18 protein-coding genes and 1 tRNA gene are annotated in these 26,670 nt (G+C 63.5%); 2 read left to right on the forward strand and 17 right to left on the reverse strand.

Annotation, left to right across the window (positions count from 1 at the left end):
- Nucleotides 1-145: 145 nt before the first annotated feature.
- The 13 genes from S6FBBBH3_RS09920 to S6FBBBH3_RS09980 form a co-directional block, all read right to left on the reverse strand.
- Entirely contained in the window at nucleotides 146-1,303 is a 1,158-nt protein-coding gene (locus tag S6FBBBH3_RS09920) for a porin (RefSeq protein WP_120177578.1), read from the reverse strand.
- Nucleotides 1,304-1,723: 420 nt separating this feature from the next.
- Nucleotides 1,724-3,721: an exodeoxyribonuclease V subunit alpha gene (gene recD, locus S6FBBBH3_RS09925; RefSeq protein WP_120177579.1), complete on the reverse strand. Its 1,998-nt coding sequence runs from the start codon at nucleotides 3,719-3,721 to the stop codon at nucleotides 1,724-1,726.
- 14 nt (nucleotides 3,722-3,735) lie between these two features.
- Nucleotides 3,736-7,527, reverse strand: coding sequence for a UvrD-helicase domain-containing protein (locus S6FBBBH3_RS09930; protein WP_120177580.1), 3,792 nt, complete (start codon nucleotides 7,525-7,527; stop codon nucleotides 3,736-3,738).
- Nucleotides 7,528-7,586: 59 nt separating this feature from the next.
- Nucleotides 7,587-11,276 (reverse strand): exodeoxyribonuclease V subunit gamma, encoded by a 3,690-nt coding sequence (locus tag S6FBBBH3_RS09935; protein WP_120177581.1) that lies wholly within the window; start codon nucleotides 11,274-11,276, stop codon nucleotides 7,587-7,589.
- A gap of 143 nt (nucleotides 11,277-11,419) precedes the next feature.
- Nucleotides 11,420-12,091 (reverse strand): leucine efflux protein LeuE, encoded by a 672-nt coding sequence (leuE, locus tag S6FBBBH3_RS09940; RefSeq protein ID WP_120177582.1) that lies wholly within the window; start codon nucleotides 12,089-12,091, stop codon nucleotides 11,420-11,422.
- 94 nt (nucleotides 12,092-12,185) lie between these two features.
- Nucleotides 12,186-12,695, reverse strand: a complete 510-nt coding sequence (locus tag S6FBBBH3_RS09945; RefSeq protein ID WP_120177583.1) for a DUF456 domain-containing protein — start codon at nucleotides 12,693-12,695, stop codon at nucleotides 12,186-12,188.
- 40 nt (nucleotides 12,696-12,735) lie between these two features.
- Nucleotides 12,736-14,127 carry a replicative DNA helicase gene (gene dnaB, locus S6FBBBH3_RS09950; protein ID WP_120177584.1) on the reverse strand — a complete coding sequence of 464 codons (1,392 nt, stop codon included), beginning with the start codon at nucleotides 14,125-14,127 and terminating at the stop codon, nucleotides 12,736-12,738.
- A gap of 223 nt (nucleotides 14,128-14,350) precedes the next feature.
- Nucleotides 14,351-14,800 carry a 50S ribosomal protein L9 gene (rplI, locus tag S6FBBBH3_RS09955; RefSeq protein WP_120177585.1) on the reverse strand — a complete coding sequence of 150 codons (450 nt, stop codon included), beginning with the start codon at nucleotides 14,798-14,800 and terminating at the stop codon, nucleotides 14,351-14,353.
- A gap of 22 nt (nucleotides 14,801-14,822) precedes the next feature.
- A complete protein-coding gene (rpsR, locus tag S6FBBBH3_RS09960; protein ID WP_120177586.1) occupies nucleotides 14,823-15,095 on the reverse strand; it encodes a 30S ribosomal protein S18 in 273 nt (90 codons plus the stop codon).
- Nucleotides 15,096-15,105: 10 nt separating this feature from the next.
- Nucleotides 15,106-15,390 carry a primosomal replication protein N gene (gene priB, locus S6FBBBH3_RS11470; RefSeq protein WP_120177587.1) on the reverse strand — a complete coding sequence of 95 codons (285 nt, stop codon included), beginning with the start codon at nucleotides 15,388-15,390 and terminating at the stop codon, nucleotides 15,106-15,108.
- Between the two features lie 30 nt (nucleotides 15,391-15,420).
- Nucleotides 15,421-15,807 carry a 30S ribosomal protein S6 gene (gene rpsF, locus S6FBBBH3_RS09970; protein ID WP_120177588.1) on the reverse strand — a complete coding sequence of 129 codons (387 nt, stop codon included), beginning with the start codon at nucleotides 15,805-15,807 and terminating at the stop codon, nucleotides 15,421-15,423.
- A 152-nt stretch (nucleotides 15,808-15,959) separates the two neighbouring features.
- A complete protein-coding gene (gene rlmB / locus S6FBBBH3_RS09975; protein ID WP_120177589.1) occupies nucleotides 15,960-16,742 on the reverse strand; it encodes a 23S rRNA (guanosine(2251)-2'-O)-methyltransferase RlmB in 783 nt (260 codons plus the stop codon).
- 151 nt (nucleotides 16,743-16,893) lie between these two features.
- A complete protein-coding gene (locus S6FBBBH3_RS09980) occupies nucleotides 16,894-19,266 on the reverse strand; it encodes a ribonuclease R family protein (protein WP_120177590.1) in 2,373 nt (790 codons plus the stop codon).
- Between the two features lie 189 nt (nucleotides 19,267-19,455).
- On the opposite strand from S6FBBBH3_RS09980, the gene S6FBBBH3_RS09985 reads away from it, so the two are divergent.
- Nucleotides 19,456-19,542, forward strand: a tRNA-Leu gene (locus S6FBBBH3_RS09985).
- A gap of 132 nt (nucleotides 19,543-19,674) precedes the next feature.
- Here S6FBBBH3_RS09985 and S6FBBBH3_RS09990 read toward each other — a convergent pair.
- Nucleotides 19,675-21,489 carry an aryl-sulfate sulfotransferase gene (locus tag S6FBBBH3_RS09990; RefSeq protein WP_120177591.1) on the reverse strand — a complete coding sequence of 605 codons (1,815 nt, stop codon included), beginning with the start codon at nucleotides 21,487-21,489 and terminating at the stop codon, nucleotides 19,675-19,677.
- A 226-nt stretch (nucleotides 21,490-21,715) separates the two neighbouring features.
- Here S6FBBBH3_RS09990 and S6FBBBH3_RS09995 point away from each other — a divergent pair, with 226 nt between their 5' ends.
- Nucleotides 21,716-22,858 carry a LysR family transcriptional regulator gene (locus S6FBBBH3_RS09995; protein WP_120177592.1) on the forward strand — a complete coding sequence of 381 codons (1,143 nt, stop codon included), beginning with the start codon at nucleotides 21,716-21,718 and terminating at the stop codon, nucleotides 22,856-22,858.
- Nucleotides 22,859-23,005: 147 nt separating this feature from the next.
- Here the strand turns inward: S6FBBBH3_RS09995 and S6FBBBH3_RS10000 are convergent, their stop codons facing one another.
- The 3 genes from S6FBBBH3_RS10000 to S6FBBBH3_RS10010 form a co-directional block, all read right to left on the reverse strand.
- A complete protein-coding gene (locus tag S6FBBBH3_RS10000) occupies nucleotides 23,006-24,469 on the reverse strand; it encodes a purine-cytosine permease family protein (protein ID WP_120177593.1) in 1,464 nt (487 codons plus the stop codon).
- Between the two features lie 102 nt (nucleotides 24,470-24,571).
- A complete protein-coding gene (locus S6FBBBH3_RS10005; RefSeq protein WP_120177594.1) occupies nucleotides 24,572-25,513 on the reverse strand; it encodes a PfkB family carbohydrate kinase in 942 nt (313 codons plus the stop codon).
- A complete protein-coding gene (locus S6FBBBH3_RS10010) occupies nucleotides 25,506-26,549 on the reverse strand; it encodes an ADP-ribosylglycohydrolase family protein (RefSeq protein WP_120177595.1) in 1,044 nt (347 codons plus the stop codon). Before S6FBBBH3_RS10010 ends, S6FBBBH3_RS10005 begins: the two co-directional genes overlap by 8 nt.
- Nucleotides 26,550-26,670: the final 121 nt, after the last annotated feature.

The raw sequence follows: 26,670 nt of genomic DNA on the forward strand, positions 1-26,670 counted from the left end.
CCTCCGACGGTCGCGATCCGACGGAGGGGTTTGTTCGTTTTTGCTTCGCTTCTCACACGGAGCGCATGTCGTGCAACCCATGCGCTCCTTGCAAACTCGAAGCCTGCGCCGTTCATCCCGAAGGCGAACGACTCAAGTTCTTGAATTAGAACTTGTGGACGAGGCCGGCCATGACTTCAACCGTGGAGGGGTTGGAGCCCGTCGCAGCCACGGTCTGGTACTGATCCGAAACGTCGTCGCGCGTGTAGGCGGCGGCCGTGTAGACCATCGTGCGCTTCGAGAGGTTGTAGTCGTAGCCCGCAGCAAGGCTCCAGCGCGAAACGTTCATGTCGCTGTCGCGCGTGGATTCGGCATCCATGTAGGCGATCTGAGCCTTGGCCGTGCCGCCGAACGCGGGAACGCCCACGCCGACGTTGAGGCCCCAGCCTTCGGCGCCTTCAAGACCGGAGAAGTCGTAGCCGCCGGTGATGGCGCCCGTTTCCGTGGCGCGCTTCTGGCCGACGCCCTTCGCGTTGTCGAAGTACTGGCCCGAAGCGTAGAGCTTCGCGACGCCGAAGTCGTAGGCACCGCCGAGGGTAACGGCGAGCTGGTCGTCGAGGCTGCGGCCGGCGTCACCAACCTGCGTACCCCAGTTCATCGAATCGACGATACCGACGAGGTAGAGGTTGTTGTTCGTGTAGGTCGCACCGACGCCGTAGTAGCGGTCAACCGAGGACTTGCCTTCCGTACCCTTTTCCGCGCTCGAATTCTGGAACGAATACTGAGCGTGGACCTTGAGGCCCGCAAATTCCGGCGTCACATAGGTGACGGTGTTGTCGAAGCGGGCGAAGCCGTTCGCAAACACGAACTTCTGGCCGACGGAATCCTGCCAGCCGCCCGAGAACGGGGAGGCGCCGCCCATGAGGCCGAACGAGCCGTTCGCGCTCGCCATCTGACCGACGCGGCCGAAGGAGACCGTACCGAAGGCGCCGGAGAGATAGAGCTGGGATTCACGGCCGAAAATCTTGTCGTCGCCGTTGCTGTCGAAGGAGCCGTCGTCGGCATCGAAACCGTTTTCAAGGACGAAGCCCACCTGGAGGCCGTTGCCGAGGTCTTCCTGAGCCTTGAGGCCGAAGCGCGAACCGGAGTTCTGGCCGGACATCATGCGGAAGGAGTCGGAGGCGTCCGTGTTGGCGGCGTCCGTGTCGACATGCTGATAGTTGAAGCCGTAGTCGATGACGCCGTAGAGCGTAACGTCAGCGGCGAAAGCGGAACCGGCAAAAGCGCCGAGAACGGCGGCGGCAGCAAGAGTCTTCTTAAACATAATTCGTTTCCTGAAGAAGTTGGGGACGTATCCCCGTTGTCCGACGGGCGCCTGCGTGCAATAAAGCACCCCTCGAACCGTGCGGCCATCGCGGCAACGAAGCCGCAAGGCCGAAATGTGACCGGAGATCGCTGCGATCGCCGGCATCCGTGTATCGCATCCGCAACGGGGCGACAGGGACATTATTGACAGCGATTTCAAGAGAAGCCGAACAAATGCAAGCTCCGATCGTTCATTTTTCCTGCGTCTTATAGTAATTCCCTGAAAACAAAGGACCCCTACCATTTCCACGAAAAATCCCAATCCCAAACACGAAAAGCCGAAGCGTTGCAAAAATGCAACACATTCGGCTTTTCCAGGGTTTTCCCCCATGCCGAAGACTGCGGGCGCTCGGAATTAGCGTTTGTGCCTCACCGTCCCTCACCGCACTTCGGTCGAACGGACCCGCTCCTCAAGGCGCTGCGCGAGTCCCCCGACGCGCGCCGTACGGCTTGCGACCGCCGTGCGAAGCGTGCGTTCGGAGCCGAAAATCGTCACGGTCCCCTTCGTTCGCGTCACTCCCGTGTACAAAAGTTCCCGCGTCGCAAGACCCGAATCGGGCTTTTCGGGGAGAAACACCGCCACGTGTTCGAATTCCGACCCCTGCGACTGATGGATCGTGATCGCAAACGCCGTTTCGTGCGCGGGAAGAAGCGACGGAGCGATGCGCTTTCCCGTGTCGCCGAAAATCACCGTGCGGCGGGGGCGCGCCGTGAGGGGATCCTCGTCGGGCCCGAAGGGAAGCGGTACGACAATCCCCACGTCCCCGTTGAAGACGCCGAGCACGTCGTCGTTTTTGCGCACGATGACGACGCGCCCCGGGTACACCTCGTCGTCGAAGCGTTCGTCGTAGGCGCCGATTTCGACGAGTTTTGCCTTGACGCGGCTTTCCATGACGCGGTTGAGCGCTTCGACGCTCTGAGGGCCGCGGCGCTGCGCCGCGAGCGGACGAAAGCGCGCGAGCGCCTTCCAAAGGCGCGTCCAGGCTTCTTCCATTTCCGCGTCGCCGACCCCCGGTCGACGCTCGGCCTCGACGTACGCGGCGAGCGCCTCCAGGTAAGGCTGCGATTCGCGCTCGAGCCATTCGAGCGCCGCGCTCGAGAGCCCCGTATCGGGCTGCGGCGCTTCGTCGAACCAGACGGCGGGACGAATGTCGCCCTCGGCCGAGGGTTCCGTGAGGTTCGCGCGCAGGAGTCGCACCACGTCGTCGGGCGCGTCCTTAGCGGCCACACCTTCGTGGTTCACGGCGCGCGCGAGCGACCAGATGACGGTTTTTTCCTTAAAGCGCCGGCTCGTCTTCAATTCCGCGACGTGGCGCGCCAGAGCCCCCGTTGAGGAAGAAATGTCCGCGAACACCGCCCCCGGCCCCACGGCCGCCAACTGGAATTTGTCCCCGAGCACGATCACCCGGGTTTTCGGGGAGACGGCTTCGAAAAGGCGCGCCGCGAGGTGAATGTCCACCATGGACGCTTCGTCGATCACGAGGACGTCGCAGGGCAAGGGGTTCGTCTTCGAGGGACGTTCCCCGGAAGCGGTTTTCGTGACGAGCCACTTGTGAAGCGTTCGTCCTTCGACCACGGCGTCGCTCTTTCCCGCGAGCACCGCCCCCATGCGCGGGAGCAAATGAACAAGCCGGTCCGAAGCGACGCTTTCCTGAATGGACTGCGCCATGCGACTCGTGGCTTTCCCCGTCGGGGCCGCCAGGTAGATGCGCAGATTCGGCTTTTCCGCAAGGAGGCACTCCAGCATCAGAACGACGCTCGTCGTTTTCCCTGTCCCGGGGCCGCCGCAAATCACGGCGAGGTTTTCGTCGAGCGCCTTGCGAACGGCCCCCGCCTGGTGTTCGTCGGCGTGAATCGCGTCCGTGAGGCGGCGCATTTCGGAGAGCACCGCCTCGGAGGGCTTATCGGGCGTTTGGGAGGCAATCCGAACGAGTGCGTCTGCAAGGCTTGCTTCCTGCGCGAAGTAGCGCGCCGCGTAGATGCGCTCGCCGTCTTCGACCCAGGGCGCAACCAGCGTTTCGGGCGCTGTGGCGCACTCGCGTCTGAGGAGCAACCCGAGCGCTTCGAGTTCGTCGAAGAGGCGCTCGAGCCGCTCGTTGGCGGTGTCGCGATCGAAGAGCTCGGGCATCGTCTCGGCGAGCGCTGCCAAAAGGTCTTGGCGGCGTACGCACACGCTCCCTTTGTGCGAGGCCTCGGCAAAGGCGCGCATCAGCGCGTCCGCCGCCAGAGCCGCCTCGTCGGAAAGCGCTCGCCCCGCGCGGCGTTCGGCCATACGCAAAAAGGCCGCCCCGAGAGGGAGGAGTTCGTCCTGCAGAGCACTCGTCGTCGATTCGTTCAACGCTTCTTCCGTCATTTCTTTCGTCTTCGATTCCGTCATAACACGCTCCCTTCTCAATTCGAGCGCGCCCCGGAGCGCCCGATTTCGGCTTCAGCCTTCCGGACCGTTTCTTCCGACCACCCGTTGGCAAAGAGTTCGTCGAGGCACCAAAGAACGGCGGGATGCACTTCGTCGACGACAACGCCTGGGCGTCGTCCGTCGGCGTCGAGCTCGTCCTCGGCCGAGAGCCCGCGCAGAAAGACGTAAATCGCCCCTCCGATCATCGACTCGCGGAATTCGTCGCCCAAGCGCGCCCTGAGGCACCGCCTCAGAGCCACGCCGTAAAGGAGGTACTGAAGGCGGTAATGATGGCGGGTCATTTCGACCGCCATCGCTTCTTCGGTAAAGCCCTCGCGCTCGTCGGCAATGGCGTTGCTCTTCCAGTCGAGAATCCAGAAGCGCCCGCCCGCGCCGAACGCCAAGTCGATGAAGCCCGTGAGGTAACCCGTGAGCGACGCCTCCGTCAAACCCGGCACCGCGTAACGGGGGTCGAGCCTCGCGAGCGCTTCGCCCAAGCGGGCGGCCGTCAAGTTCGACGGCATCGAAAGGAGAAACTCCATTTCGGCCGTGCGCGCTTCGGGCGGGACGTCGCGCAACCGAACCCCGGGCAGAAGCTCCGAATTGAGGACGTCGCCGATCATGCGCGCAACGGCCGCGGCAGCCAAAGGCTTTTCCGCTTCGGAAAATTCCAGCGTCTCCCCGATGACGCGCTCGGCGTGCGCCGTGCGCATCGCGCGAACCGCCTCGGTTTCGGGCGCCATCGCTTGAAAGTCCGCCGTTTCCAAAACGCGATGCAACGCGTCGCCCGCTCGGGGGCCGCGCGGGAAGGTGAGAATCCGATCGGAGAGTTCCAAACGCTTTCTCGGAGCGAAGTGCGCCGCCGCGGGTTCGTCGTCGCCGAGCGTACGGGTAAGGCCCGTGAAGCTCGCCGTACGCCACGCAGCCCAAACGTCGTGCGCGGGCGAGACACCGAAGTCGTCTTCGTCGGGCATCGGACGCGCGGCATCGTACCGTTCGACCTCACCCTGCGCCTTCGCGAGAACGTCGTCGGTTTCACGCCATCGGATACCCTCTGCGCCCGCCAGGTCTTCGATCGCCTGCAGTTCGCGAAGCGCCTCTACGACCCCCACCTGCGTCGGATCCCAGCTGCGGGTGAGCGACCAGAAGAAGGGATTCTTCAGGCGGTTCGCACGCCACTCGGCGCTCCGTTCGCTCTTGCGAATCATCGTCGCCCCGACCACGAGACGGGCCGAGGCGCGCGTGAGCGCGACGTAGCCGAGACGGGTGAGCTCTTCCATCCCCTCTTCGGCCAAGTCGTCCGCTTCGGTGACGGGAACAGGCGAGACTTCCAGTACGGCTTCGCCCGTCTTGGGATTCACCCGCCGGAAGGTGGCGGATTTCTGCTTGGAGTAACCCTTGTGCGCGTACGGCCAATAGACGATCGGGTACTCCAGGCCCTTGCTCGAATGAATGGTTTCCACCGTCACGAGGTTCGCGTCGCTCTCCAAGCGCATCTTCGCAGCTTCGTCGTCCTTCGTGTCGGTCATCTTGCGCTCGAACCAACTGATGAGACCCGCAGGCGTCTGGTAGCGGCGCCCCGCTTCGTGAAGGAGTTCGACGAGATGCGCGTAGTTCGCAAGGCGTCGCTCGCCGAGCCGCACCGGAAGGAGGCGCTCGGCCAAGTGTTCGCCCGTCGTCACGGATTCGACGGCCGCCGCGACCCCGCGCTGCATCCAGAGTTCCCGCGCCGCCTCGAGCCGCTCGCGCACGGCAATGCGGCGCGCTTCGTCGTCGGCGCGCACGTCGGCAAGCGTCTCGCCGAAAAGGCGCGTCGTGCGGACGGCCTTCATGAGGCGCTCGTCCGCGGGGGCCGAGACGGCGCGAAGCAAGAGGAGCAATTCCATCGCTTCGTCGGTCGCAAAGACGCTCTCCTGCGAGGAGATGCGAACGCGAATGCCTAGCTTTTGAAGTTCCGCAATGATGCCGCGGGCTTCGTCGCGGCTGCGAACGAGCACCGCCACGTCGCGCGCTTCAAGGGCGCGCATCGGGCGCGACTTCCCGTCGACATCAAGCGTCTCGCACACGAGCGACGCGTCGTCCTTCTCGTCTTCCCACGGAAGGAGCGCTTCACCCGCGCGCCCGCGTTCGACCCAAAGCTTGATGTCGAAGGCGACCGCCCGGTCGAGTTCGCCGTCGTTTTCGTCGGCGGATCCGAGGGGCTCGGTGCGGCCCCAGATTTCAAAGGGAAGCGCGGGAGAGAAGTCCCCGTTTTCTTTCACCCAAAGCCCCGCGCGACGTCCGCTCGCGTCGACGCTTCGGTATTCGAGCCCCGGTCGCATGAAGGGCGTCCCCGCCCCCGGACGCGAATAAAAGGCGTTGAGCGCTTCGACAAGCGGCTTCGACGAACGGAAGTTGGTCGAGAGCCGCGGCAGACGCCCGTCGGGCACTCCGCTCACGACGGCGCGCGCACGCAGGTAGGTGTTGAGGTCCGCCGAACGGAATCGGTAAATCGCCTGCTTCGGGTCGCCCACGAAAAAGAGCGACCGTCGAAGGCGCTCCTCGACGGAAAGGCCCGACAGAAAGAGCTTGTCGAAAATCGCAAACTGGATGGGGTCCGTATCCTGAAATTCGTCGATCAGAACGCCGCGGTAGGTGCGTCGGATCCCCGCCGTGAAGTGTCCGTCCGTGTCGGCCGCGATCGTCCGCCACATGCCCGTCAGCATGTCGTCGAACGTTTGAATGCCGCGACGGGCTTTCTCTTCGGCCACGCGCTCGGGCATTTCGGTCACGAACCGCTCGAAGGCCGCGTTCACGGCGGGCGACGTGTCGTCGTCCGCAGGGGCGGCCCGATGCCGCACGAGGTCGGCGGGCTGCCCGTCGAGCGCCCTCAGGATTCGCTCCCAGCTTTCCGTGCGCAGAAGCGCCCGTCGATCGCCCTCGTCGGGAAGGCGATCGAGTTCGCGCCGCAGGAAGTCTTCGACCGCGTCCGAAAAGACGTCGCCGTCGTCGTCCGACAGCTCTTCGGAGAGATTCCCCGACGCCGTAAAGGCGTGGTTCTTGAGCATCTTCTGGCAGAAGGCATGAATCGTGAGGATCGACGCGTTGTCAAATCCCGTGAGGCTTGCCCGCACGCGCGCGCACGCGGTCTCCCGATCGAGCCCCGCCGCCTCCCAGGTCCTCACCTGCCGTACGATCAGATCGTCCGTTTCCTCTTCGGTTTTTTCGCCGGAGAGGTAAGCGCTCGCTTGCGCCAAATGGTGCTGAATTCTTGCGGAGAGTTCCGCCGTAGCCGCGCGGGTGAAGCTCACGACGAGGAGCTTTTCGATCGAGAAATCGAGTTCCGCGACGAGTCGCAAAACGAGGTGCTTGATGGAGAAGGTCTTACCCGTGCCCGCAGACGCTTCCAAAAGGGTCGTACCGAGAAGCGGCGCCGACTCCACGTTGAAGACGTCGTCCGCGGGTCGAGCGGGCGCGTCGGCTGCAGGCTCCGGATCGGCCCCCGCCGCATACGCGCCCGTGAGGTCGATGTCGTCGACTTCCCCGTCGGAGCCCGCAAGCTCTTCGTCGGTGAGTCCCTCCCAGGCGCCGTCCATGAGTTCCCGAAAGTATTCGGGAGGCGCAATCGCCTCGTGCGCTGCCGAAGCACCGAGCGAAGCGTCGAACGACACTTCGGGCGGCATCTCCTCGATCGGCAGGTCTTCGATCGGCAAATCGTCAAGCGACAGCTCTTCGCAGGCCGAAGCTTCGAGCGAAGCCGCTTCGCAATCATCCCGAAACACGGGGGCCTTGGATTTCCGTTCCGTCATAGTTTTTCGGAACCGTTGAGGGCGTGAAGCGCCCTCAGCGGTCCCTCTCCTCCGTGATTTCAGTTCGTCGATTCGGGTTCTTCGTCGGCACCCGCACCGAGCGGAAGCCCCATGGCGGCGAGAAACGCCCCCAGGCGAGCGGCAACCTCCGCGGGGTCGTCCCCCGCGACCGCCAAGGATTTGAGGGCGTCGATTTCGTTTTCGCGACGCCGCTGCGCCTCCCCTGCGTCTTCGCCGCGCCAAAGAATGCGGGTGGCGGCGCCGCCCGCGACTTCTTCGATGCGCTTTGACTTCGCATCCAACCCGAAGACAAACGGCGCGTCGTCCGCTCCCTGAGCAGCCCGACGTTCGAGAGCGAGCAGGGGCGAAGCGAGCGCTTCTAGGAGAACCTTTGCCTCCGCGGGCGTGAAATTCGGCATTTTCAAAAGACCGTCCGCACCGGGCGGAGGCGCCTTCGGTTTCGAGCGCGTGGTTTTCGTGGGCTTTTTCTCCGCGGCGGGCGGGCAGACCACGACGGTATCGAGCTCCATCCCCGCCGCGCGGCAGATCGCATGGTCGATGAGGAGCTTGAAGAAAGCCCCCGACGTGATTTTTGCTTCCGAGACCGCGCGGCGCACGGCTTTGAGTCCGCCCTCTTTCGTACGGTAAAGGTCTCCCTGACGGTGTTCGATCGTGAGGCCCGAGGCGAGCTTCACCGACACCGCGGGGTCGTCCAGCTTTTCAAGACCCGAGACGGTCGTGCGCCAGCGCGAAGCAACGCTCTCCGCCGTATCGAGTTCGTCTTCGACCGACCACTCGCGGATCCCCGCGGCGCCGAACCGACCGTCAAGCGCCCAGCGTTCGCGAATCGATTCGAGCGTTTCACCCGCAAGGAGCGCGCCGAGCGCTTCGTCCTTGCGCTGCCACTTCGAGAGGCCGTCCGACGGCGTGAACATCGACAGGGGTTCCGTTTCGGAAAGCTTCGGGTACCGCACGTCGCACAAGGAAAGCGTCGTCGTCGCGGGCTTCGCCCACCAAGCCTTGAGAAGCGTCGAAGGCAACCCTTCGCGTCGCCACTCCCCGACGATCTCAAGCCCCGTGTCCGCAAAGGCCCGTTCGTCGGCACGGTATTCGCAGGCATCGGCCGCGCGGAGCGCCGCCAAAAGTGCCGCATCGTGGCTGCGCCAACCCGGACCGCGCGTGTCCGACGGCGCGAGGAACGCGTCCGGCGAATAGCGGTTGAGGGGAATTCGTTTCGTGAGCCTTGCGCTCAGGGTCTTGAGACGCTCGTCGTCCTCTTCGAGAGAAAGAATCCAGGCGCGCAGTTCCTCCGCAACGACGGAGGGCAGCCGCTCGGCCGTTCCCGTCCCCGCCACGTAGGAAACGTAAAAGCGCGATCGGGCGGCAAGCAGGAGATCGAGAAAAGCGTTTCGGTTGTCGATGCGCGAGTCGCGGTCGCCGCGCCGGGGCGCGGCCCCCATCAGGTCGAATTCTTCGCGTCGCGTCGTACCCGGGAAAGCGCAGTCGTCGTTCAAGCCCACGAGTGCGATCACCTTGTAGGGAAGCCCTCGCAGCGCCGTCATGCTCGTAAAGGTCACGCAATGGGTGGGCTTCCCCGCCGAGGCCGTCCCTTCGACGCGGCCCGCAAGCGCGGAGAGGAAAAGCTCGAACGAGACGCGAATCGGCTCGACTTCGTCGGCCGTTTCCATTTCGCCCGCCAACTGCACGATCGCCGTACGCAGGGGCGCAAAGAGCCCCGTCGCGTCACTCGGGAAAAAGACCGTGAGCGCATCCGTCATCCATTCGACCCACACGGCGGGCTCGTGTTCGCCCTCCGTACGGCGTCGGAACGCTTCGAGGTCCGCCGCCGCGCGCGCAAGCGCTTCGAGCAGTTCGGGGCGGTCCACCACCGACACCCAACCGTCCGCCTCCGACCCGCGCACCGGAATCACGTCGCCCCAGGGGCTCTTTGCGGCGTCCGGAAGGAAGTACCCGAGCGCAAGCCGCTCGACGGCGCGCGCGAGCGTCATGTCCTTCACCGTGCCGTAAGTCGCGGGGTCAATGGCCGCCAGGTGTTCGTCCGAGAGCCCGAAGCGGAAACCCGCGGCCTTGAGCCAATCGGAAAGGATCGAGAGGTCTTCGACCGCAAAGCCGTAGCGGCGCGCCACGAGCGGAAGCGACAGCCACGCAAGGAGCGCTTCGGAGCGCACGCGCCCCGTCAGCAAGCGACCGAGCTCAAGAAGCGTCTCGCCCGGCGAGTCCGCTTCCACGGCACGCATCCCCGTTGCGCGCCATTCGATGCGACGCCCCGCGGGAAGGCTCCCGAAGACGCGCTCCACGAGCGGCAACAGAGCCGAGATGTCGGGCGTCACAACGAGGACGTCGTCGGGAGTCAAGGGCTCATCGTCGTTGCGGGTCGATTCGAAGAGCGTCTGCAACCATTCGGCAAGGCCCTCCAATTCGCGCACGGCCGTGGGCGCGGCCGCAAACCGCACCGAGTCGTCGTCGGCCGCAAGGAGTTCGGGGAAGGCCTCCCCCGTCTTCGCGTCGTGCGTCACGCGCGTGGGATCGAGCAACAGGATCGAATCCTGAATGCGCCGCAGAAGCCTCGGGTCGTTCGCCTCGAGGTAGTAGCTCTGCATCTCGACGTCCGTTTCGACTTCGAGGTCCTGAGGACGACGGAAGTACCGCGCCATGAAGGCGTCGTACGTCGTTCGCGTGCGATCGATCGCACGGATGGTGTCGGGACCGCCCTCGTCCGCTGCCGAATCCTCGGCTTGCGCATTCCGGTCGTCCGACTGCGTGAAGCGCCACAGACGATCGATGTTCGCGCGGGTGCTTCGTCCGTTGTCGGCAAGAATCGGATGACCGATTTCGCGGTGCTCGTCGCCGCGCACGGCAAATAGCCGTCGCGGAACGAGGTCGAACCAGTATTCGCTCGACGGGTTGAGAAGGTAAAACCAGATTTCGCGACCCGACGTCGCATAGGCCTTCAGGATCGGGAGCATGAGGGGCGGAACGACGAAGGGGACGAAGACGTGCAACGCCCCCGGCATCGCCACCGCACGGCCGTCTTCGAACGTCAGACGCCGCTCGTCGGGGCGCACGTTTTCGATCCGCGCCAGAGTCCCCGGGAAGGCTTCGAGAAAGCGCCGTCCCTGCCAGCGGGGATTTTTCGAGAGTTCCCCCCAGAGGTCGCGCTGCCACGCCCAGTCGGGGTGCGCTTCGAGCGCGCGGTCTTCGCGCCGGCGGTTTTCGTCGCTCTCCACCCCCTTCATCGCTTCGGCATGAAGCCCCAACCACGAGAAGATCCAGTCGAGTCGATACGTGGCGTAGGAAACGAAGAGCCCCGAGATGCGACGCGCGAGCGCGTAGATGTCGCGGTCGGTCTTTCCCTTGAGGTAATTTTTCAGGCGTTCGTGCCCCGGGGCCTCCCGAAAGCTCTCCGGGCCCGTGCGACGCAGAATCGCCCAGATCATCCACTCGGCTTCGTTCCCAACGACGTTCGCAAGAGGCTCCTTCGAGAAAAAGCCCATCCAGGTCGAAAGCGTCATGAAGTCGAGCCCCGCACAGACGGCGTCCTTGCGGGCGACGGCGCGCTGCACGTCGAGCGCCACTCCGACCGAGGGCGTGATGATCGGCACGCGTTCGAACGCCCGCTCGAAGAGCGTCGAGGGATTTTTAGCCGGACCCACGGCGAGCGCTTCGATGTTGTGCAGAAGGACGGCGCGAAGCACCTCGTAGCTGTTACTGTAGACCGTATGAATCATGGAAGCTCGACGGGCGAAAAGTGAAAAAAGCGGCCGCACCCGACGGGAGCGACCGCTTGGCAGTCTGTGACGCTCGACCCGCCGGGGGATCGATCCATCATAGCGACACCCTGCGTCACACGGTGACGCAAAAAAACGCGCACTCAACCGAGCACGAGTTTGACGGCGAAAAAGTAAAAGACGAGACCGACGATCGTGTTGCCGATCCGCCCGAAGACCGGGCGGCGGCCGAAGAATTTCAGAAGCGGCTGCCCGATCTGCGCGAGGCTCGTCATGTAGCAGACGCTCCAGAACTGGAGGATCAGCGCGAGAACGAGAAAGGCGAGCGCCGGATGCCCCTTCGACGCGTCGATGAACGGCATGAAAAAGGAGAGGAAAAAGAGAATCGCCTTCGGGTTCGTGAGTGACAACGTGAGCGCCGTCCTAAAGGCTGCAACGCCCGTCAGCACGTCGCGCCACGGCGCTTCCTTTCCCGGCGTTTCCACGGCCACCCCCGCTTCGTGCGCGAAGACCGGGCGCCAGGTGCCCCAGAGAACGCGCGAGGCGAGGTACGCGAGGTAAGCCGCGCCCGCGAGCTTCACGGCGAAAAAGATCCCGGGGTTTGCGGCAATGACGGCCGCAACGCCGAGGTAGGTGGCAAGCATCAGGACGGTATCGCCGAGAAAGACACCGCACGCGCCCGCAAGCGCGACGCGCGGGCCCGACGTGATGCCCGTTTTAAGCACGAAGATGCTGTTGGGGCCGGGACAAAGAACGATGAGAAGCGAGCCGAGCGCGTACGTACCGACGTCGACGACACCGATCGATTCGAGCATGGTGAGGGAGAAGCGAGAAAGAAAAAAGGAAAATCGTCGGGAGGCTCTCTTTCGGAGCCTCTCCGAAGCCAAACACCGGACCGGCCGCGCGCCCTCAGGCGGTGAAATAGACGAGCAGCAGAACCCCCGTCATCGTGAAAGCGAGCGCGATCTTGAGGACGGTTCCCGCAATCATACCGATCCAGGTGGCCATACCAACGCGTCCCGCATGGAGAAGATCGCGTTTCGCCCAAAATTCACCGATCGCCGCACCGACAAGCGGCCCGAAAAGGAGCCCGAAAAGCCCGAGGAACATCCCGATCACCGTACCGATGATCGATCCCACGATCCCCGCGCGGCTTGCGCCCGCGCGCTGAGCGCCCGCCGTCTGCGCGAGCGAGTCGACCGCGACGCCGATCACGGCGAGCACCGCGAGAAAGGCGATCGTCTTCCAACCCACCTTCTCGAAGTCGTCCGCCCAACCGACGAGCCAGGCGCCTCCGGCGATCATCGGGAGCCCCGGAATGGCAGGAACGACCGTTCCGGCAAAACCCGCGGCGATGAGTACGAAAGCGCCCAGCCAGCAGGCGAGCGCAAACCAGTCGAACGTCGTCAGCCATTCCATGGAAATTCTCCTCTCGTTTGCTGTCGTCGGAAAGCGGCGGTCAGCTTTCGATGCCGCCCCAGTAACCCTCGTCGGCGGTGGGCTCGAACCGGGTGTTGCCGCCCATGAAAGTCATGCGCAACGTACCGATGGGGCCGTTACGTTGCTTAGCGATGATGATTTCGGCCGTGTTCTTGTCGGGGGTGTCCTTGTTGTAGACCACGTCGCGGTAAATGAACATGATGATGTCGGCGTCCTGCTCGATGGCGCCCGATTCGCGAAGGTCCGACATCATCGGACGGCGGTCCGAGCGGCTGTCGACGCTTCGGTTCAACTGCGAGAGGACGATGACCGGCACGGAAAGCTCCTTCGCGAGCCCCTTGAGACCGCGCGAAATTTCGGAGAGTTCCTGCGCGCGGTTGTCCGAATCGCGCCGGCCCTGCCCCTGCATGAGCTGAATGTAGTCGACCACGATGAGGCCGAGCGGCCCCGCCTGGTTGACGAGGCGTCGGGCGCGGCTCGAGAGTTCCGAAATCGTGAGCCCCGGCGTGTCGTCGATATAGACGGGCTTATTTTCCAACCGATGGACGGCCGCCGTGAATTTGTCCCATTCCTCGTCGCTCAGGTGGCCTTTCCTCAGGTTCTGTGCGTCGATGCGCCCGACCGACGAGATGAGACGCTGCGCGAGCTGTTCGCTCCCCATTTCCATGGAGAAGACGGCCACGGGCAGCTCCTGGTTGATCCCGACGTTCTCGGCGATGTTGAGCGCGAGCGAGGTTTTCCCCATCGAGGGTCGACCCGCGAGAATGATGAGGTCGCCCCGCTGCAGGCCCGCCGTCACGTTGTCAAGGTTGCGGTACCCGGTCGAGACCCCCGTCACGTCGGACGAAGACCGGTTGTTGTAGAGCTCGATGATGCGTTCCGACACGTCGCGCACGAGGTTCGACATCGAGCGAAAGCCCTTTTGCGTGCGGGAATTGCGCTCGTTGATGGCGAGCACATCCTTTTCCGCCTCGTCGAGAATGTCACGCGTTTCGCGGCCCTCGGGCGCGAGCGCGTTCGTCACCATCTTGTCGCCCACGACGATCAGCTGTCGGAGGACCGCCTTGTCGTGCACGATCTCGGCGTAGCGGCGGATGTTCGCGGCCGAGGTCGCATTGTTCGCGAGTTCGGCGAGGTACGCAAAGCCCCCCACTTCCGCGTCGAGCCCCGAGGACTTCAACGCCTCGAACACCGTCACGCAGTCGGCGGGCTGGCCGAGCTGCACGATCTTCATGATGTGCTCGTAGATGAGCTTGTGGTCGCGGCGGCAGAAGTCGTCGGGCGAAATGACGTCGACGATGCTGTCAAGGGCCGAATTTTCGATCATCAGGCCGCCGAGGATCGATTGTTCGCTCTGAATGCTCTGCGGAGGACGCCGTACAGCCGCGGCTTCGTCGTTAAAGTCGGACATGGTGAGAACCTATATGTGGGGTGCCCGAGCACGAGCATCCTAGGGAACGAGGGTTGAATTGTACTGCGCGCGCTCGAACGGGCTCGGGGCCCGTCGTTCGATTCTAGTCGGAACGCGAGCGCGAACGCCCTCGCAGGAGACCGACACGTGCGGCCGGCCCCAAAAGAAAAACGGCCCTCGCAAGGAGAGCCGTTTTTCATCGGTGTCGGAAATTCCGAAGCGATTAGGCTTCCGGAACGACCTTGACCGTCACGTCGGCCGTGATGTCGGTCATGAGACCGATCGTGATCACGTATTCGCCGGTCGCCTTGATGGCGCCGAGCGGCGTGCGAACCTGCGACTTCTTGATCTGGAAGCCGAGGGCGTCGACCGCTTCGGCGATGTCGGCGTTCGTGACCGAGCCGAAGAGGCGGCCGTCAACGCCGCACTTCGAGGCGATCGTGATTTCGGCGCCGTTGAGCTTGCCGGCCACTTCCTGAGCGGCGGCGATGCGTTCGGCCTGAGCCTTTTCAAGTTCGGCGCGGCGCGTTTCGAATTCGGCGATGGCAGCCTTCGTGGCGCGCTTGGCGTGGCCCTGGGGGATGAGGAAGTTACGGCCGTAGCCGTCCTTCACCTTGACGATGTCGCCAAGGTCGCCGAGGTGCGTGATCTTTTCGAGCAGAATGACTTGCATTTTGTTGACTCCTCAGCGCGGATTACTGGTTGTCCGTGTAGGGAAGGAGGGCGAGGAAGCGGGCGCGCTTGATCGCGGTTTCGAGCTGACGCTGGTAGTGCGCCTTCGTACCCGTGAGGCGAGCCGGCATGATCTTGCCGTTTTCCTGGATGAAGTCGCGAAGCGTTTCGACATCCTTGTAGTCGATCTGTTCGACGTGTTCGGCCGTGAAGCGGCAGAACTTCTTACGCTTGAAAAGCGAATTTTGCTGGTTCGAACGGCGAGGCTTGCCCTTGCCCTTAGCACCAAAAGCCATGTTGAGCTCCTTAAATGTATTCCGTTATGTGTACGATCAGTCGACGGGTCTTCAGCGAACGGGGGGCGAGAAAGCCCTTCACCGTAATTTCGGATCCGAGCGGCAAACGGTTGAGTTCGCTCGCACATTTCCCGAATGAAACGGCCGGAAAGTCGTATTCGAGCTTTCTCGGTCGATCCGCTTCGAACACCTCGCCGCGAAAATGAAATTCGCCTTCGAAGGCTTCAATCCCGGCGGGGGTGTAGCGGACTTCCTCGCGTGCAACAAGCGTTGCGCGTATTTCGAGTCGGTTCACTCGGTCGGAATCCTCTGAAGACCGTCTCAATTAGGCCTGGGCTTCCTGGGCCGCGGCGGTGGCGGCTTCGGCGGCAACCTTGCGGGCCTCTTCCTTCTCGACGACCTTCATCATCGGAGAGGGAGCCGTTTCGGCCTTCTTCGTCTTGACCGTGAGGTGGCGCAGGACGGCGTCGTTGAAACGGAAACCGTTCTCGATCTCAGCGAGCGTTTCGTGGCCGCATTCGATGTTGAGGAGAACGTAGTGAGCCTTCACGAGCTTTTCGATCGGGTAGGCGAGCTGACGACGGCCCCAGTCTTCGATGCGGTGGATCGTACCGCCCTGTTCGGCGACGAGGGTCTTGTAGCGTTCAATCATCGCGGGGACCTGTTCGCTCTGGTCGGGGTGCACGATGATGCAGATTTCGTAGTGACGCATTTAGCCTCCTTGCGGAAAAAGCCGCCCGGAGCGTCTATTCCGGTGCAGCAAGGACAGAAAGGACGCGATTGTAGCCGAAATTTTCAGGCGCCGCACGAAAAACCGTCGGTTTTTTCGCAGGGCGCCCGTTCGTCGGCTCCGATCGGCGTCCGTCAGAATTCGGGAGCGCTCGGGCCTTTCTTCCCCCAGCGGCCGATGCCGGCCGCGCGGCGCTGACGGGCGGATTCGAAAAGGCAGATCCCGGAAGCGACCGACACGTTGAGACTTTCGACGGCACCCGTCATCGGGATGCGCGCGAGGTCGTCGCAGCGCTTGCGGGTGAGCTGACGAAGCCCCTCGCCTTCGGCGCCGAGCACCCACGCAAAGGCCCCCGTCTGCACGAAGTCGTCGATCGTCTTTTCGGCTTCGCCCGCCGTACCCACGACGGTCACGCCCGCGTCGCGCAGTTCGACGATCGCCGACGCGAGGTTCGTCACCGTCACGACGGGCACCGTTTCGGCGGCCCCCGCGGCGGCCTTCGCAGCGGCGGGCGTCATGTGGGCCGAGCGGTCGCGCGGCACCACGACCGCCTGAACGCCCGCGGCGTCCGCCACGCGCAAGCACGCGCCGAAGTTGCGCGGGTCGGTGACGCCGTCAAGGATGAGGAGCAGCGTCTCGGGCGTGATCTCGTCCAAAAGATCCGCGAAATCGAGTTCCGCTTTCTTTTCTTCGGCAAGCGCCACGATCCCCTGGTGCGGCACGTCGGGGGCCATCCCCGTCAGGCGGCCGTCGTCGGCGTTCATCACGCGGATGCCCGCGGCGATGAGTTTTTCGCGCATTTCGCGCATGCGCTTGTCACGACGGGCGGGGTCGACATAAACGGCGGAAATCGATTCGGGATCCATTCGAAGGCGCGCGCCCACGGCGTGGAACCCGGCGAGAACGATACTGCTCACTGCGGATAAACCTATGAAAATTCGGGGTGGACCAAATGAAAAGCCGGCTTTTCTCAAGCCGGCTCCTGATTTTAGACGGTTTGGCTCCCGCGGGGAGCTCGGGGACCCGACTTTCGGCGGGCCGCCCCCCCCTCGAACGCCCTTCGAAGGCTTACCGCCAATCGTCGTCGTCATCCTCGTCGAAATCCTCGATATCGTCGTCGAAGTCGTCGAAGTCGTACCGATCCCAGCGACGGCGACGGCCGCGCCCCTGCCCCTTGATGACGTGGCGCGTGAGGTTCGACTCGAGAACGAAGCTGATGCGCCGCTCGCGCATGTCGATCGTTTCGATACGCACGCGCACCCGGTCGCCGATTTTCACCTGGCTCATCGACTCGTACGAGGTCATCGTCATTTCGGACTCGTCGTACTCGTAGTAGCCCCAGCCGAGGTTGGAGATGTGCACGAACCCTTCGATCGGCATCTCTTCGAGCGTCACGAAGATCCCCGCTGGAATCATGCCCGTCACCGTGGCGGTGTAGTTGCGCCGCCGGTGCTTCTGCATGAAGTCGCACTTGAGGTAATTCATCACGTCGCGCGACGCGTCGTCGGCGCGGCGTTCCGCGGCCGAGGTGATGATGCCGAGGCGCGCCCAGGCGTTGCCGCGCTCTTCCTTCTTCGTCTTCGCGGGCGCCTTGGGAGCGTCGGGGTTGCTCCCGAGCTTGCGGGCGTGGTAGCCCGACATGAGCGCCGTATCGTCGAAGGCGAGTGCGGGCGTGTAGGGCTTTTTCGCGAGAATCCCTTTGATCGTGCGATGGAGCAAAAGGTCGGGGTAGCGGCGGATGGGCGACGTGAAGTGCGCGTACGCCGGGTACTGCAGACCGAAGTGACCGATGTTCTCGGGCTGATACTGAGCGCGCGACATCGCGCGCAGGATCGCCGTCTGAACGGGAGCATTGTCCTTCGTTTCCCGAATGAGTTTCGCCATCGCTTCGGCCCCCGTCCCCTCAAGCTTCACGTTGAAGGTCTTGAGGACCGTGTTGAGCGTCCGGAGTCGGTCGGGTTCGGGCTTCGGGTGGACTCGGAAGAGGGTCGTTGCTTTCTTCCGGAGCACGAAGTCGGCCGCGGCCACGTTCGCCGTCAGCATGCACTCTTCGATCAGGCGGTGCGCGTCGTTGTGTTCGCGAACGGCAAAGCCCGAAATGACACCCTTCTCGTCGAAGAGCGCCTGACTTTCCTGCGTCTCGAAGTCGAGCGCCGAGCGGCGCTCGCGCGCGGCGCGCAGCACCTTGTAGAGGTCGTAGAGGCGCTTCAGGTCGTCCAACCGTTCGCCCACCGCTTCAAGCCCTGCGGGGGTGCCCTGCAACGCGCCCCACACGTTCGTGTAGGTAAGACGCGCGTGCGAATGAATGACCGCGGGGTAGAACTGGTAGGCGGTCGTCGTCCCTTCGCGGTCGACGATCGCGTCGCACACCATCACGAGGCGGTCCACGTCGGGATTGAGCGAACAGAGACCGTTCGAGAGCTTTTCGGGGAGCATCGGCACGACCGACGCGGGGAAGTAGACCGAGGTCGAGCGCATCTGCGCGTCGCGGTCAAGGGCGCTCCCCGGCTTCACGTAGTGACTCACGTCCGCAATCGCCACGAGGAGACGCCACCCTTCGGGAACTTCCGTGCAGTAGACCGCGTCGTCGAAGTCGCGGGCGTCTTCGCCGTCGATCGTCACGAACGGAATGTCGGTGAGGTCGACGCGGTGCAAAAGGCTCCGGCCGTCCACCTCGTCGGGAAGGGCGTCGGCTTCCGCGAGCGTTTCGGGACTGAATTCGGTCGGCACGCCGTGCTCGGCCGATGCGATCGCCACTTCGCCGAGCGGATCGTCTTTGCGGCCGACGCGACGCACGAAGCTCACCGGCAGAGGAAAGCTGGACGTTTCGGGGTTGAGCGCCTCGTCCTTGAGCGCCACCTCGATCACGTCGGTGCGCAGATTCGTGTCTTCGGGCACCTCGCTCTGTGCGATCGAGAAAACGAGCGGACAGAAGGGATTGACCGAAACGAGCTGCACCCGTTCGCCCTTCATGCGTTCGCCCTCGCGACGACGGCAGACGAAATGCGTGGGGCCGCGACGACGAAGTTCGCCCACGCGCCAGCTGCCCGAAGCTTCGCGAAGCTCGTAGACGTCCCCCGGAAGAACAATTCCCCGACGGTACGCCGGGATCGGCACTTCCAGATCGGGCTTCGTCTGCGACATGACGACCATCTGTTCGTAGGTGCGCGCGCCCTTAACCACCCCCGTCAATACGGGCGTTTCGGGGTGGCGGAACCAGTTCTCCGACGGACTCATGAATCCCTCGGAATTGAGCGCCACGACGATGCCGTTGGCAACGCCCGTGGAGATGCCCAGTTCGCGGGCCAGGCGCTTCTTGGCCGACGTAAAGGAAATATCCGTCTTCAGTTGCGTAAGGAATTCGCGTCCGCGTTCGACGTCCTCGGGACGGACCGTGACCGGTTCGGGGGGACGGGCAGTACTTTTCTTCTTCTTGGCCATGAGGTGTTCCTTGGTCGCAGATACGGCGCGACCTTCGCTGGAAATTCTAGAGATACCCGCGAAACATGTCGGGGTGTCGGACCAAATTTCGTTGCCGCCCGCTTAGAACCCGTACGCGGGCGGCGCGAAATATTTTTCAGAGCACTCTTGACAAATCAAAAAATCGTCGGCATAATTCATTTCCTCAGTGCCCGGATGGCGAAATTGGTAGACGCACCAGCTTCAGGTGCTGGCGGCCGCGAGGCCGTGGAGGTTCGAGTCCTCTTCCGGGCACCACAGAATTCAAGCCCATCGATCTTCGGATCGGCGGGCTTTTTCATTTCGCCCCAAGGCAACTTCGGTGCGAAGAACGAACGGGGGCCCCGACAATGCGCGTCGTCGGGGCCCCCGTCTTTTAAGCCCGATCGATTACTTGGCGTTGAAGGCCTTGTTGAGGTCGATCGGCATCGCCTGGTAACCCGAGGTGTTCTTCAACTGAATTTCAAGCGAGGGCTCCGTAGCGCCCCACTTGAATTCGTCGATGTACGGGTTCGGAGCGGATTCGAAGGCGCCCGTCTTGAAGTTGTAAGAAGCACCCGCCGTGGCCGAATAGACGAAGACGGAATCCTTGTCGTCCTGGTATTCGGTGAGCGACGTGACGGGGCTGTACCAGTCGTGGCCGCGTTCTTCGCCGTACTGCCAGATCTGTTCGACCGTCATCTTCTTCTGGTCGATTTTGTAAATGACCGCACGGCTGTACTTCATTTCGGGCAGAGCCGGCTGCTCCATCCCGCGGGCGTCGCCGTTGTCGAAGACCGAGAGGTAGAAGATGTTCTTGTCGGACTTGGAGTCGATGCGCCAGCCGGTGTGCTGCGTCCAGGTCCAGTCGAAGCCCCCTTCGCACTTGGAGCCTTCGCACTTGATGGGGTTGCCGTCCTTGTCGATCGGCGTGAGGATCTTGTCCTTGAACTCGGCCTTCCAGCCTTCGGGCGACCCCATGATCCACTTCACCTCTTTGTCGCGACCGATCTTGATGAGCGCGGACTGGTGGCGCGACGAGATGATGATCGAGTCGTCGGTCGGGTCGTAGTCGACGGAGTTGACGTGCACCCAGTTGCGACCGGCGCCCGAACCCACGATGTCGCCGAAGTGATCGCTCGCGTCCTGCTTGGCGAGCTCTTCCGCACTGAGCGTCTGACCCGCCTTCGAGGCGTCGATGTTGAGGCAGACGGCCCCCTGGTCGAGCACCTTCAGAACGACGTCGCGGTACGGGTCGAGAATGTCGAAGAGACGCCATTCGTCGACGACCACGCCGTTTTCATCCACTTCGATGATCACGTCGCGGACCGTGCGCACGTGCTTGCCGTCGGGGCGCTTGTAGTCGGACGAGGCGACGCGCACGAGGTAGTTGCCGTTTTGCATCGGATCCATCGCGTGCGAGAAGTCGTTGTAGCCGTCGGGAAGTCGGTGATTCCAGATTTCGCGGCCCATCAGGTCGTACTTGACGTAGCGCTGGCCGTAACCCCAGGTGAAGGCGCCGTCCTTGTTCTGACGGAACCCCATCATGATCCCGGCCTTGTAGATGTCGTTGAAGTCGTAGATCGTGGCGGGATCCATGTACCAGCGGATTTCGCCCGTCGTGTCGATGATGGCGTTTTGCGGGTAGCGATTCCATTCGAGGGCGCCGCCCATCGGGTTGTTCCAAACCGCGCGGGTTGAGTCGGCCGGGGCCGCAATCATGTTGTTGACGAGGATGAGACGATCCTTGAATTCGGGATCGACCTTCTTGACTTCCGCCTTGAAGAAGGAGTCGGTGACGCCGGCGTAGCCCGCCTGCTGAAGCGACACGGGCTGCGCGTAGATCTTATAGGTTTCCTTCACCGGTTCGGATTTCCCGGAGAGCGTGCGGGTGTAGCTCACCTCAACGGTGTTGCGGTAGCCGCCGTACAGGCCGAACACGGGAATGCCGCCGTGGGTGCGCGCCTGCGCGTCGCTCACCTTGTATTTGATTTCCTGGCCGCCCTCTTTCGGCACGATGCGCACCGTGATGTCCGTGAGGACGTAGCCGCCGTTGCGGATCACCGCCGTGAGCGGGGCGATCTTGTACGGATTCATGATGACGGCGCCGATTTTGCCCGAGGTCGGGTACGTCACGTGAGGGCCGGAAGAGCCGCCCACGGCAAAGGCCGCACCGGCAAAAAGGAAGGTAGTCGTCGCGGCAACGAGCGAGAGACGCAAATTCATGAGGATCTCCTGGTGGGGTTGAAGGGCGCCTTGGGGCGCCTCTTTCGGAACGCCTCCCTCCGATGCGGGGTCCGAAGTCCGCACTCGCGGGCTTCTCGCCGCACGCGCTCGGCGGTCGACGGGAGGCCGTCCGAACATGTCCTCCAGGTTAAAAATCCGGGCTTTTGCGCACAATGATCTTTTTCGCCGATAATTTTGCAAATTCCTCAAAAGCGAGTTGTTCGCGATGTCCTCTCTCTGCTCCCGTTCCAAGGCGTCCCGCTCGGGCGGCGCCGAGACCGTCCCGGAAATCGTCCCGACCGATGCCCGTGCGCGGCTGCGCGAGCTCTCCTTCAACGACCTGAGGCTTTTCGTACACCTCTACGAGAACCGCTCGTTGCAGCTCGCGGCGGCAAAGCTCGACCTCAATCTTTCGACCGCTTCGCGTCAGCTCAAGCGCATTCGCGAAGCGCTTGGCGACGAACTCTTCGTGCGCTCGAACCCGGGGCTCCATCCCACGCCGCGCGCCGAAGTCCTCTACCCGACCGTGCGCGCGATTCTGGGGCTCTCCGAAGAGCTCGTGCAAAGCGACGTCTTCGTCCCTTCGGAACTCACCCGAACCTTTCGCATCGGCGCCGTCGACAATGCCGTCTTCTCGGTCATGCCCGAAGTGATCCGCGAGTTTTTCCACTCGGCGCCCAACGCCTCGATCGAGGTGATGCAGCTCCCTCAGCAACTCTTCGAGGCGCTCGCCCGGGGCGAAATCGACCTTGCGGTTTTTCCGTCCACGCGCCCCATTCCCGCGAACTTCCATTCGATGAAGCTTTTTCCCGAAAGTTACGCCCTCTGCGTACGCGAAGACCATCCGCTCGCGAAGCGCTACCGGGAAACGGGCGAACTCACGCGCGAGGAAATTCACCGCTACCGCAAGATCGTCATCAGCAACCGCGGCGCGGGGGAGCGGCCGCTTTACTGCCTCGACGAAACGACCTTCCTCGGGCACGACGAGCAGGCCCGCGCGATCACGATGCCCTGGTTCCTCACGGTGCCCGGGCTTCTCGAACGCACGGACTTCACGGCGGTGCTGCCCCTCGGCACGGCGCTGCGCCTGCAAGAATCGCTCCGTCATCCGCTCGCCGTGATCCCCTGCAACGCGCAGCTCGAACACGTGCGCGTTCCCGATCGGGACGCGCACGAGCGGGTTCCGAACGACGCCGCACAACCCGGCGTGCGCTCCGGCGTGCACTCCGCCGAGCGGCCAGCCTATTACACCCGCATCATCTGGCACGAGCGCGTGCACCGGGATCCCGCGGTGGAGTGGCTGCGCGGACTCTTTGCGATTTACGCCGCTCCCGTCGCGGACGCTCTGGCCGCCGCATCGAAAGGTTGAAAGGCTGAGAAAGGACTGAAAAAGGGCTCAAAAAAAGAACCGGCGCCCGAAGGCGACCGGTTCTTTTCATTTTCAGCTCTCTCGACTCTTCACGACCGCTTCCCCGTCGGGGGAAAGCGGTCGGAATGCGTCAAGGCGTGCGGGCGATCAGCGCTTTTCTTCGTGAAGCACCGGCGCCACTTCGCACTTCAGCACGAAGGTGAGCACGTAGTAGAGCGCGGCACCCACGATCATGGCGACCGCAAGGCCCATGTTCGACGTGGCGAAGACGCTCTTTTCCATTTCTTCCGTGAGGAGGAAGCTCACGACCTTGGCGATGTAGGGGTCGGACGAGGTGATCGTGCCGAGACCGATCAGGCTTGCAACGGCGAGCGAAAGGAGCGCCGTCCAGCGGTAGTTGCGACCGCCTTCGCCGTAGGGAAGCGCCATACGGACGTCCCAACCGAGACGCTTCTGACGCAGGAGGTCGACCATTTCAATCGCACCCCACGAACCCATGATGACGGAGATCGCGGCGAGGAACGACTGGAAGGGAGCGACGAAGGAGTCGGAAACGAAGAGAAGGTAGAACGTACCGAACGCGATGATGAGGGCGTTCAGAACGGTCGACTGCCAGCGCTTCAACGGAGCGCCCATCGCCATGAGCGCAAGACCCGACGAGTAGATCCCCGTCATGCCCGCGGAGACGAGCGAGACGATGATCACGATCGAGAAGGGAACGTAGAACCAGAAGGGGAGAATGCCCGTGAGCGCCGCGAGCGGTTCGCGGTTGGCGCGCTCGAGGAGTTCGGGGTTCCCGACCGAGAGCATCACGCCGAGGATGAGAAGGACCGAAACCGGAACGGCGATGCCGCAGGTCGTCCAGAGGATGACGCCGCCCGCCTGCGTCTTGCGCGGGAGGTAGCGCGAGTAGTCGCCGCCGTAATTGAGGAAGCCGAGACCCACCATCGTCATCGAGAGCACGATCGCACCGACGAAGGTACCCCAGTTGCCGGTCTCAACCGTGTTGAGCGCCGAGAAGTTGATTTGCGGGATGAAGAAGAAGAGGTAGGCGAGCGTCATGAGACCCGTCACCCAGGCGATGCCCTTCTCGAGCTTGATGATGAGCTGGTGGCCGTACACGGCACCGAACACCGTCAGAACGAGAATCACGAGGAAGGAGACGAGAATGCAGGCGTCCGTCGGATAGCCGTCGGCCTTCGCGAACGCGGGCGCGAGCTTCGTGACGAGGTCCGCAAGCGTCGTGGTCGCCATCGAGAGAAGCGACACCTTCCAGCCCATGTTCGCCACGTACCCGAAGAAGGTCGGGATCTTGTTGCCGTGGTAGCCGAACGCGAAGCGCGACTGTACGAGCGTGGGAAGACCCGTACGGACGCTGCCGACGGCGAGGATGCCCACGAACGAGCACGAAAGGAAGTACCCGATCACGCCCGCGGCGATCGCCTGCCAGACCGAGAGGCCGAGACCGAAGACGTAGATGCCGAGCGTGATGCCGAAGATCGAAATGTTCCAGGAGAACCAAACGGGAAAGAGGTCGGAGGGCTTCCCGTAACGTTCGCTGTCCGGAACCGGGTTCACCCCGTTCACTTCGATTTTTGTCGTTTCAGACATGGTGTGTTGCGTTGAGTTGAAAAAGAAGTTGATGGAGGCCGCTCGAAGAGGGCGTTGAAGTGCCGCTTCGGGCGTCCGCGACGTGGAAATCGGGCTCGCCCCTTACTTTTCCGTAAGAAGCTCGCCGCGCGTGGGCGCCGTGGCGGCGCCTTCGCATCCGGTGACGTAGCTTGCCACGGCGTTGGCAAGCAGCACGCTTTCGTCGAGCGTGAGGCCGCACATGAGCCCCGCAATGACGCCGCCCGTGTGGGCGTCCCCGGAGCCGATCGTGTCAACGACCTGAACGGGGAAGCCCGCGATGCGGCGCGCTTCGCCCGCATCGGCGACGATCGCACCGCGACCGCCGTCCGTCACGACGGCGGGGCGCCCGGTGCGCTCCGCAAGCCACAGGGCCGCTTCGGAGACGTCGGATTGGCCCGACATCTTGCAGGCCTCGTCGGCGTTGACCGTGAACATGGCGCCCATGTCGTAGAAAGCTTCGAGCCGCTCGGGATCGAGCTCCAGAACGCGGGGACCCGGATCGAAAACGACCACGGCGTCGGGACGGCGACGCTCGAGCACGTCGAGCATCACGCGACCGTTCTCGCCCTCGACCTGGTAGCCCGAGACGTAGATGTAGTCGTAGGAGGCGATGTCGAAGGCGTCGAACCATTCGGCCTTCATCTGCCGTTCGATCCCGAACATGGAGATGAAGGTGCGCTCGCCGGAGTGTTCCGCCAAGGAGAGGCACCAGCCGTTGTCGACGTTCCCCGGCACGTTGTGCTGCGGATAGCCGCGTTCGGCAAACGTCTTGCGGACGATGTCGGCAAAAAAGCCCGTGCCGATCGGCATGAAGGCTTCGAACGGCAGGTCGAGCTTCCAGAGGACGTCCGCCACGTTGAAGGAGCATCCGCCCACCACGGTCTTACGGTAGTCGCCCTCGATGTCGGCCCCGGACTTCGGCATCTCGTGAACGTTGATCACCATGTCGACGAAGGCGCTTCCGATGATGAAAACGCGCTTCTCGGGCATGAGGGTGCAGACGATGTCGTGAAGGTCACGCATTCGGAACCTCCGCGGCGTCGAGCGTGAAGGTTTTGCGGGCGGCGACGATGCGCTCGGCAAGCGCGCGGAAGTCGAGGTCGTTCGTCTTTTCGAGGTACTCGATCCAATCGGCGGGGAGCCCCGAGAGGCCCGCCTTCGCGCCGCAGATCGCACAGGCCATGGCACCCATCGTGTCGGTATCCCCGCCCATATTCGCGCACATGATCGCGGCTTCCTTCGCGTCGCGGCACACCCAGGCGACCGCAAGCGCCGCGGTCACGGATTCGCTGGTCATCGTGCCCGTGCCGAGGAAGTCGTAAATGAAGCGGCTCGCTTCGTCCGCGTCCTTCCATTCGCGCGCGGCGTAAAGCGTGCGGAAAGCGTCGAAGCGCGTACGGATCGACGCCGCCCAGGTGGGCTCGCCCTTCGCGGCCGCCACCGGGTGGATGCGGTTCATGTCGTCGACGATCTCGTCCCAGCTGCGGCCCGCAACGGCCGAGGCGACGGCCTGCGCGACCATGGCGGCCCCCGAAATCGCCACGTCCGTCGCGTGCGTGACAACGCTCACGCGTCGCACGGTTTCGGCGAGCTTTTCGGTTTCGTCGTAGGCAACGAGGCAGCCCACGGGAGCGATGCGCATCGCGGCGCCGTTCGTCAGGGACTGCTTCGTGTAGGGCGTCGCGTCTTCGCCGCGGCTGTGCGCGAGGAGCGAAGCCTTCGACGAGGGCCCGAGCAGATTGATTTCGAACCCGTTCATCGACTTCACCCAGTCGATCAGGCGGTCGGCAAGCACGCGCACGGGCGGAACCGTACCGGCTTCGAGCAGCGCTTCGAGAACGACGAAGGCCTGCGCGGAGTCGTCCGTGTAGTGACCCGCCTTGAAGTAGCAGGCGACGATATTGTCTTCGGCGCCGTCCAGAAACGTATCGATCCAACCGTAGCGGTCGCGCACCTTTTCGCGCGGCCAGAGTTCGCCCGGAACCCCAAGGGCGTCGCCGAGCACCATGCCGGCAATCGCACCGGCGATCCGGTCCTTCAGGATCTCTCGATCGGTCATCGTTCACTCCAAAGGGACGGTCTTTCGGCGCCCCCCGGCGTCCGCACCCGTCCGTATATTCGAAAGGAGCGAATTGTATCGAAAATTGTCGCCGTTTTCCGAATAATCACGACGTTGCAAC

Source organism: Sutterella megalosphaeroides, assembly GCF_003609995.1.
Lineage (GTDB): Bacteria > Pseudomonadota > Gammaproteobacteria > Burkholderiales > Burkholderiaceae_F > Sutterella > Sutterella megalosphaeroides.